Genomic DNA, 251 nt, shown 5'->3' with positions numbered 1-251 from the left:
GAGGCGGTGTCTCCGCCCGCGACCGAGAAGGCGAGGGGGAAGTTGCTGGCGCCGAACACCACGACCGGGCCAAGCGCGACCTTGCGCACGCGCAGGTCCGGGCGCGGCAGCGGCGCGCGCTCGGGCAGGGCGGGATCGATGGTGAGGCCCGCCCAGCTGCCTTCACGCAGGACTTGCGCGAAAAGGCGCAGCTGGCCGGCGGTGCGGCCCCGCTCGCCCTCGATACGGGCGCGGGGAAGGCCCGTCTCGGC

General features: G+C 75.7%; 1 pseudogene. It reads right to left on the bottom strand.

Going from position 1 to position 251, the window contains the following annotated elements:
* Window positions 1–251 (bottom strand): annotated as a pseudogene (locus ACYPYD_RS28020) (aldehyde dehydrogenase (NADP(+))); the annotation flags it as partial.

The sequence above is a fragment of the Novosphingobium sp. 11B genome (assembly GCF_054589055.1).
Note: the sequence above shows the minus strand (reverse complement) of the source record. Positions and strands in the feature narration are given on the sequence as shown.